9 protein-coding genes are annotated in these 6328 nt (G+C 46.7%); 3 read left to right on the top strand and 6 right to left on the bottom strand.

The genetic code is table 11. The features are described 5' to 3' along the window. The 6 genes from OGY72_RS08700 to OGY72_RS08675 all read right to left on the bottom strand — a co-directional run. A partial coding sequence (locus OGY72_RS08700) for a RecE family exodeoxyribonuclease (protein ID WP_353655451.1) occupies positions 1–1088 on the bottom strand: 1088 nt, incomplete at its 3' end. A gap of 131 nt (positions 1089–1219) precedes the next feature. Further along, positions 1220–1717 (bottom strand): HNH endonuclease, encoded by a 498-nt coding sequence (locus OGY72_RS08695; protein ID WP_286547580.1) that lies wholly within the window; start codon positions 1715–1717, stop codon positions 1220–1222. 12 nt (positions 1718–1729) lie between these two features. After that, complete coding sequence (locus tag OGY72_RS08690) at positions 1730–1891, bottom strand: YdaE family protein (protein ID WP_061360104.1); 162 nt, start codon at positions 1889–1891, stop codon at positions 1730–1732. A gap of 11 nt (positions 1892–1902) precedes the next feature. Further along, the gene (locus OGY72_RS08685; protein ID WP_001568763.1) at positions 1903–2109 is read right to left on the bottom strand and encodes a hypothetical protein; all 207 of its coding nucleotides are present in this window, start codon (positions 2107–2109) and stop codon (positions 1903–1905) included. A 351-nt stretch (positions 2110–2460) separates the two neighbouring features. Further along, the gene (locus OGY72_RS08680; RefSeq protein ID WP_086523735.1) at positions 2461–3612 is read right to left on the bottom strand and encodes a type I restriction endonuclease; all 1152 of its coding nucleotides are present in this window, start codon (positions 3610–3612) and stop codon (positions 2461–2463) included. A gap of 21 nt (positions 3613–3633) precedes the next feature. Continuing rightward, positions 3634–4335: an XRE family transcriptional regulator gene (locus OGY72_RS08675; RefSeq protein ID WP_162873151.1), complete on the bottom strand. Its 702-nt coding sequence runs from the start codon at positions 4333–4335 to the stop codon at positions 3634–3636. Positions 4336–4444: 109 nt separating this feature from the next. On the opposite strand from OGY72_RS08675, the gene OGY72_RS08670 reads away from it, so the two are divergent. From OGY72_RS08670 to OGY72_RS08660, 3 genes are all read left to right on the top strand, one after another. Further along, entirely contained in the window at positions 4445–4663 is a 219-nt protein-coding gene (locus OGY72_RS08670; RefSeq protein ID WP_116360000.1) for a transcriptional regulator, read from the top strand. Positions 4664–4692: 29 nt separating this feature from the next. Beyond that, positions 4693–5232, top strand: a complete 540-nt coding sequence (locus OGY72_RS08665) for a toxin YdaT domain-containing protein (protein ID WP_286547579.1) — start codon at positions 4693–4695, stop codon at positions 5230–5232. Positions 5233–5399: 167 nt separating this feature from the next. Next, positions 5400–6328: DnaT-like ssDNA-binding domain-containing protein (locus tag OGY72_RS08660; RefSeq protein WP_286547537.1), on the top strand; the 929-nt coding region annotated here is incomplete at its 3' end.

Below are 6328 nucleotides of genomic sequence, written 5' to 3'. Positions count from 1 at the left end.
TCTGGGTTGGCGTGGTCGGTTTCCGTCAGTACTCTATTCAAATATTCTTGGTGTTTTACAGGATCAGCATAAAGCCCTTCTGGTGTAGTTTTTACTGTTGCGATAATGCAGGCACGTGAGTAGTCCAGGCTACCAGGCATTGAAACGAATCTCTCTCGAGTCGCCAGCCATTCGGGATCGTCCATCTTATTCATGATGGAGTTTGCCTGTAGTTCTATATCCAGTGGGACGTTGTAAATATCAAATTCGCGGTCACGGGCACGTAACGCCAGAGCAATTTCATGCTCCAGCCCGAGAATGGTTTGCGGGAATTTGCGGTCAGAGGCAATACCGCCACCGGCGTTCGCACCTGAAGGTGTGCGATTAATGGTTGTTACACGATTACCTTTGCTCCACTCTTTAACCAGTAGGCCGCGGTCAATGTAATCAGTTTTGAACCACACCGTCAGGAACTGGATAACTGTTGCCAGCTCCGGTTTCTTACCGTCGACAGGGAAGACTTTCTTAACGGCATTCACGACTTTATGAATATCGTGCTCAATGGCTTTTTTGAATGCTTCCACATTCTCAGCAGCCAGCAGCAGGTTCTGGACGTAAGAGTCATCAGTGTCCATCTCAAGGCGGACAATCTCTTTTTTCTGCCCGGCGTCGACGTGATAGAGATATTCACCATCACCGATGAACTGAGCCAGAACGCGCTGACGGAATGGCAGGGTGGCTATGACGATCAGGTTCGGCTGCTCTGACGGCTGAGATTGTTCTTCGGTGCCGACTTCAGTATCAGCGTCGTCGACAGACTCATCTTCGGCCTGTTGTTTAACATTCCAGGTGCGCTGGTCTTCGGCCAGTTCGTAACGATCACACCAGGTGAAATCAACTTCACCTTCTTCTGGCAGGTCATCAACAACCGGGAAGTCAGTGCGAATTGGCTTGGCGTAATCCTTGCCGCGGCCGGTTTCGATACCAGCTTCTTCCAGCTCAACGTCGAGGGTCAGAGCTGCGCGCGCTTCACTTTTCGCAGTGAACCAGATCACTGCATCTTGCTTGCCGGATTTCTGAGTGGCTTTGGCCACATAAAAGAATTCCATGTGAGATCCTCATTTTTGGGTGTTAGAATCCCAGGACCATTGATAGCGCCCATTGGGTTAACTTTGGTTTTAATGTTGTTTCCGGTGTAACTTTGGTCGGTGGCACCGGAGCATTTCAGCATTGCGCTGGTTTATGAATTCCTGGCAAATGAGCCGTGATTTGCTTCGCGGAAGTCCTTTATTGCTTCCGCAGCTTTTTCTATTTCTAGAAACTCACCTACTGCGTATCTTTTCCCATCAACGCGACAGATAGCTCTCCAACGTTGTTTCCCTTTGTGCCAGTAGACGCCTTTCACGCCGCTGGTATTATTCCTCTGGAGTGGCTTGTTGAAGTTGTTTTGTGAGCAAGTTGCTTCACGCAAATTCTTCAACCGGTTGTCAGAACATTTCCCGTTCACATGGTCGATTTGGTCTTCAGGCCATTTGCCATGCATATATAACCAGGCCAGACGGTGGGCTCTATACTTTTTCCCATCAATAATGATTCGTACATAACCACGCGAATCAAGGTGTCCAGCTGTGCCACCAACAACGGCGCGACCACGTTTTTTTAACCAAGTAAAATCACCTGTTTCGGGCGAATAGCTGAGTAACTTTTTCAGCCGCTCAAGTGATAACTTTTCGCTCATGCTTGCCACCTTTTAGCCTTCGTGAGCCATCTGGTCGTGCGAAGCGCAACGTCTGGAGCAATACTCTTTCTCTTTACGCGCCAGCTGTGAGCCGTTGCGATAGAGAAGGGTGCTTTTGATTACTTCTTCCGGTTTAACCGGCTTGCCGCAATATCCGCATTTCTTGTCTAACATGACATCCTCCGCTAGTGGCTGAGTCCATGCCCCAGACCGTTCAGATAAACTTCAACCAGCAAATCCTTGGTGTAGGTCATTTCTACGCCGCGATGCAGATACAAACGTCCGCGAGCGTTAGCTGATGCCGTCCAGGTTGAGTCTTTGTGTTTGACGAGCATTCCCGGCTGAACTGCGCCGCGGTTTACTGTCTGTGTACCGTAGTGCTGATGAACCATGATGTTCTCCAGTTTTTCTGAGTGAACTTCGCTGGTGGTGCCGTGACGCTGATCTTCACGGTTGAGCGTTTTAACTCTGCAATTCACCACCGCGAAGCTCACTTCTGTTTTGCCCTTGTCGCCAGGCTAGCGGAACGTTTGAACTTGATGCGCTGAGTGTTTCGCGATGACGAAAGAATAACTATAGTTATCTATAATGTCCATAACTTAACTTATAATTATGGTAATTAAGTTATATGTCAATGATAACAAAGGGAATTTAATTTTATGAAAATGGGGGATGGATAGCAGAAGTGGATTTGTTACTTTAGGATGAAGAAGGTGAAACCGGCCATCAGGCCGGTTAAGTTCTTACTTCTTGCGGAAATTTTCGTCGTTTTTCACGTACTCAAATGAATCAAGAACTAATCCAGATATCCTCAAAATATCTTCTGGATTATCCATGTAAATTCTTGAGGTATCACAGGTTAACCCTGCCCTAGAGATTTCATTAATTGTTATGTCATTCAACTCTATAGGCAACTGGATAGATGATTTCGACTTTTTATCATAGTAGCGAACTATCCAGCGGTTCGTTTTACCCTGGAATAGAACACCGAAGTATGATGCAGTATCTTTGTATTGAATGTCGTGCTCCGCTCCAATGATTGATACGATTTTATCAAAGAGCTGCCTTTCGTTATAAGTCGTAACGATATTAGGATTATCGGGATCTACAATATCCGCTTGTACGTCAGACTTTTCTTGTTCGTTATCGTCATGAACTTCGTCGTGAGGGGATTCTGTTGAGTTTTTTCCTGATAGTCCAGAAACTACCATGGCGCTTACTGATAATTCTACTGCCTGTTTTACTAATGGAGTTATTGACTCAAGAAATCGTTGGTTCAATTGCCTTTCTACATTCGATCTGCTTGCTACATACCTAACAAATTCCTGGTCAACTTCTCGAAGGCTTGAACTTATTGTTTTAGTAAAAGCTGAAAGGTATACACTTTCTTCTGCGAGAGTTCTTAATGCTTCAGGTTTGAACTTGTCATGTCTAAATCTAAAAAGTTGCTCAGCATCAGCATCTGTAACCTCATCCATTCTTATTTTCAAGAATGGAGTGGGGTCCATAATATTTTTCTCTTTTAGATCAGTAAAAAACCGCCACTCAACGCCATTGGTTATGGCCGATATTGTCACCTCTGGGGTTGAGTTAAAATATCTTGATAGCTGTGGGCAGTGATTATCAATTTTTTCTTTATAGGCTTTGGCTTCAATGAACATGACTGGAATCCCTTGGCAAAACAGGGCATAGTCCACCCGCTCATTAGCCTTCACCCCAGGAAAGTCTGCACCATATTCAGCTTTTACTTTTTGTGGATCGTATGGACTAAAACCGAGAATGTCCAAAAATGGTAAAATTAGTGCCTGTTTTGTTGTTTCTTCAGTAGTGCAATGAAGTCCAACGTTTTTAACATGCTCACTATGAAGCTTTAACCTGTTTTTAAATGCATCCATTTGGGGTGTCCCATATCTGTGTTAATAGTCTAAAACTGACCACCAAAAAACTCTGCCTATAATTTCTATATCTCCTAGATTTTTATCCTCAGATGGATACTCAGCACTGTTGTAACTGCGAATGCTGATCATCTCGGGTCCTGTGCGATAAAGCAGTTTAATTCTTTTCCATCCATCTTCGTTGATGGCATACATTTTCCCATCAACGATTTTTTTATCTTTTGTATTTACAGCGACCGTAGTGCCATCAGGAATATTGGGTTCCATACTATTTCCCCTGGCGGGGAAACATAGAACACCTGAACCGTCGGTGTTAGCTCCCACCTTGCGCAGAGTAGCTTTCGAAAACCTCAGTTTAAAACCGTTGTAATCCTCGTCTGAAACCCTGCCGTCACCACAAGCAAACTCTATATCTCTCAAAAAAGGGATCTCCACCTCATCTTCAGGAAGCGGTGTGTTTTTGTCCCATGAGTCAATTTTTCCCCAATCTTTCTCTGAGGGGATGTTGTCTTCATGACGCATCGGCCCGCTTCCAGCGCTTAGCCATTCTGGTCTGACGCTTAGCGCACGCGAAAGCTCAACCATTTTACGGCTTCCATTTGTCTTTCCTGATGTCATTTTTTGAATCGCCGGTTGTGAGAGTCCGACACGTTCAGCTAACTGCCCTTGGGACAGGCCTGCAGCGGTCATGGCGGCGATTAATCGTTCTGCGAAGGTTTTCATATCGTCAATTTATAACCGTGGTTATAGAAAGTAAAATAACAAATGTTATAGACTGGATTCATAACTTGAGTTATCTTTTGGTCGTTAGCTACCATTTAAGGAATGACTCATGAATTTAGTTATATACAGGGCACTGAAAATCGTGGGGAGTCAGCAAAGGCTTGCTGACGCCTGCGGAGTTTCTCAACCAGCTGTTTGTAAGTGGTTGAATGGTGGTGCCGTATCTCCGAAGCACGTCATGTCTATCGTCAAGGCTACAAATGGAGAGGTCAAAGCCCATGAAATCAGACCTGACCTATCCGATTTATTCCCTCATTCAGCCGCCTGACTAGCGGCATAACCATAAAAGGACTGCAAATGCCATCACTTACGTTTTACCAGGATACAGGATCGCCGCAGCAGGTGGTGATAAATCGCGCTCAAGCGCAGAAAGGACCGAGCCATGAAGATATTCGTGATGCGGTCCGCTCCTGGGCTGGCGCTGATGGTCAGGACGTAGTTACGGCTCTGATCATCGAAGAGTACCAGGCGCAGGGTGGTTACGACATCACTTTCCCTGATGATCTCTGCCGAAAGCGTCAGAAGCTGTTCCGCTTCCTGGATAACCATTTCAACAGCGAACGGTACCGCGAGAACGTTCGTCAGCTGACTCCAGCAATTCTTGCTGTTCTGCCGCTCAAGTACCGCAACCGTCTGCTACCAGAAGACAACGTTATGGCTCGTCTGGCGCGTATGGAGAAAGAAACCAGCGAAGCGAAGATAGCCGTCGCGATGGATGCTCCACGTCATCAGAAGCTGAAAGAGTTGAGCGAGGGGATCGTGGAGATGTACCGCGTTGACCCTGGCTTAACCGGGCCGCTGATGGAGATGGTGCAGATGATGCTGGGGGCTATATGACCGGTTCAAAAATGGCGAAAGCCGCGGTGCGCGAACACCAACGGCTTTCTGGTGCAATTCATTGCGAAATCATTGCGGGGTAAGTATGCCTAACCACAAATTGTTTTGCCAGCGTGTCGAACCGCGACTGGATAAATCTTCCCTTAATTATTCTTCAGGAGGACTTAATGGCCGGGGACTGGATAAAGATGCGTACATCACTGGTCACCAGCCCGAAGGTGAACGGAATTGCGCGAATACTGGAGCGTTCACCGGAGGTGGGAAAAATGTTCACACTTTCGCATAACACCACGTTATCAGACGTTGTAACGCGTAACGTAACCCGTAACGTTACGGTGTCGTTACTAGTAGCGTTTTGGTCTGCGGCAAATGAACACTCGCGTAACGGTGTATTTGAAAATGCAGACCTGTCTGATATCGATGATATTGTCGGAGTACCCGGTTTTGGGGCTGAATTATCAACCGTAGGCTGGGCCATTTATGATGCGGAGAATAACTGCGTCATTCTTCCAAACTTCAATGAATACAATACGTCAGGTGATATGCGCTCAGCTACGGCCAAGACAAATGCGCAGCGCCAGAAGGAGTTTCGTGAACGGAAAAAACTCCAGGAAAGTAACGTAACGAGTAACGTTACTAATAACGTAACGCGTAACCACAGAGAAGAGAAGAGAAGAGAAGATCTAAACCCAGAGAGAGAACGCGCGGGCGGAAGTCATTCTGGGGATGATATTTCTGGAAATCACCCACCTCTGCCAGCTATCCCTCCCAAACCTCAGAACGAGGATTTTGGGCCCGGTCTGGATTTTGGCCCATTGGGTAAATTTCCGATCACTGACTCATGGACCCCGTCTCCAGACTTCGTGCGTCAGGCTGCGCTCTGGGGTAAGAACGTCGGCACTGAGCCGGGTTACACCGCTGAAGAACTTCAGCAATTCCGTGATTACTGGATACCTGACGGCAAGGTTAAACACCAGTTGGCTTGGGAGCAGACCTTTGCCAACAGTCTGTTGCAATCGCGTGGTCACGGCCAAAGGACCGTCCATGTTGGACAGCGAGATCCCAACCGAATTTCTGAGCCAGATAAAACCATCCC

The organism is Citrobacter sp. Cpo221 (assembly GCF_030332345.1).
GTDB lineage: Bacteria > Pseudomonadota > Gammaproteobacteria > Enterobacterales > Enterobacteriaceae > Citrobacter > Citrobacter portucalensis.
Note: the sequence above shows the minus strand (reverse complement) of the source record. Positions and strands in the feature narration are given on the sequence as shown.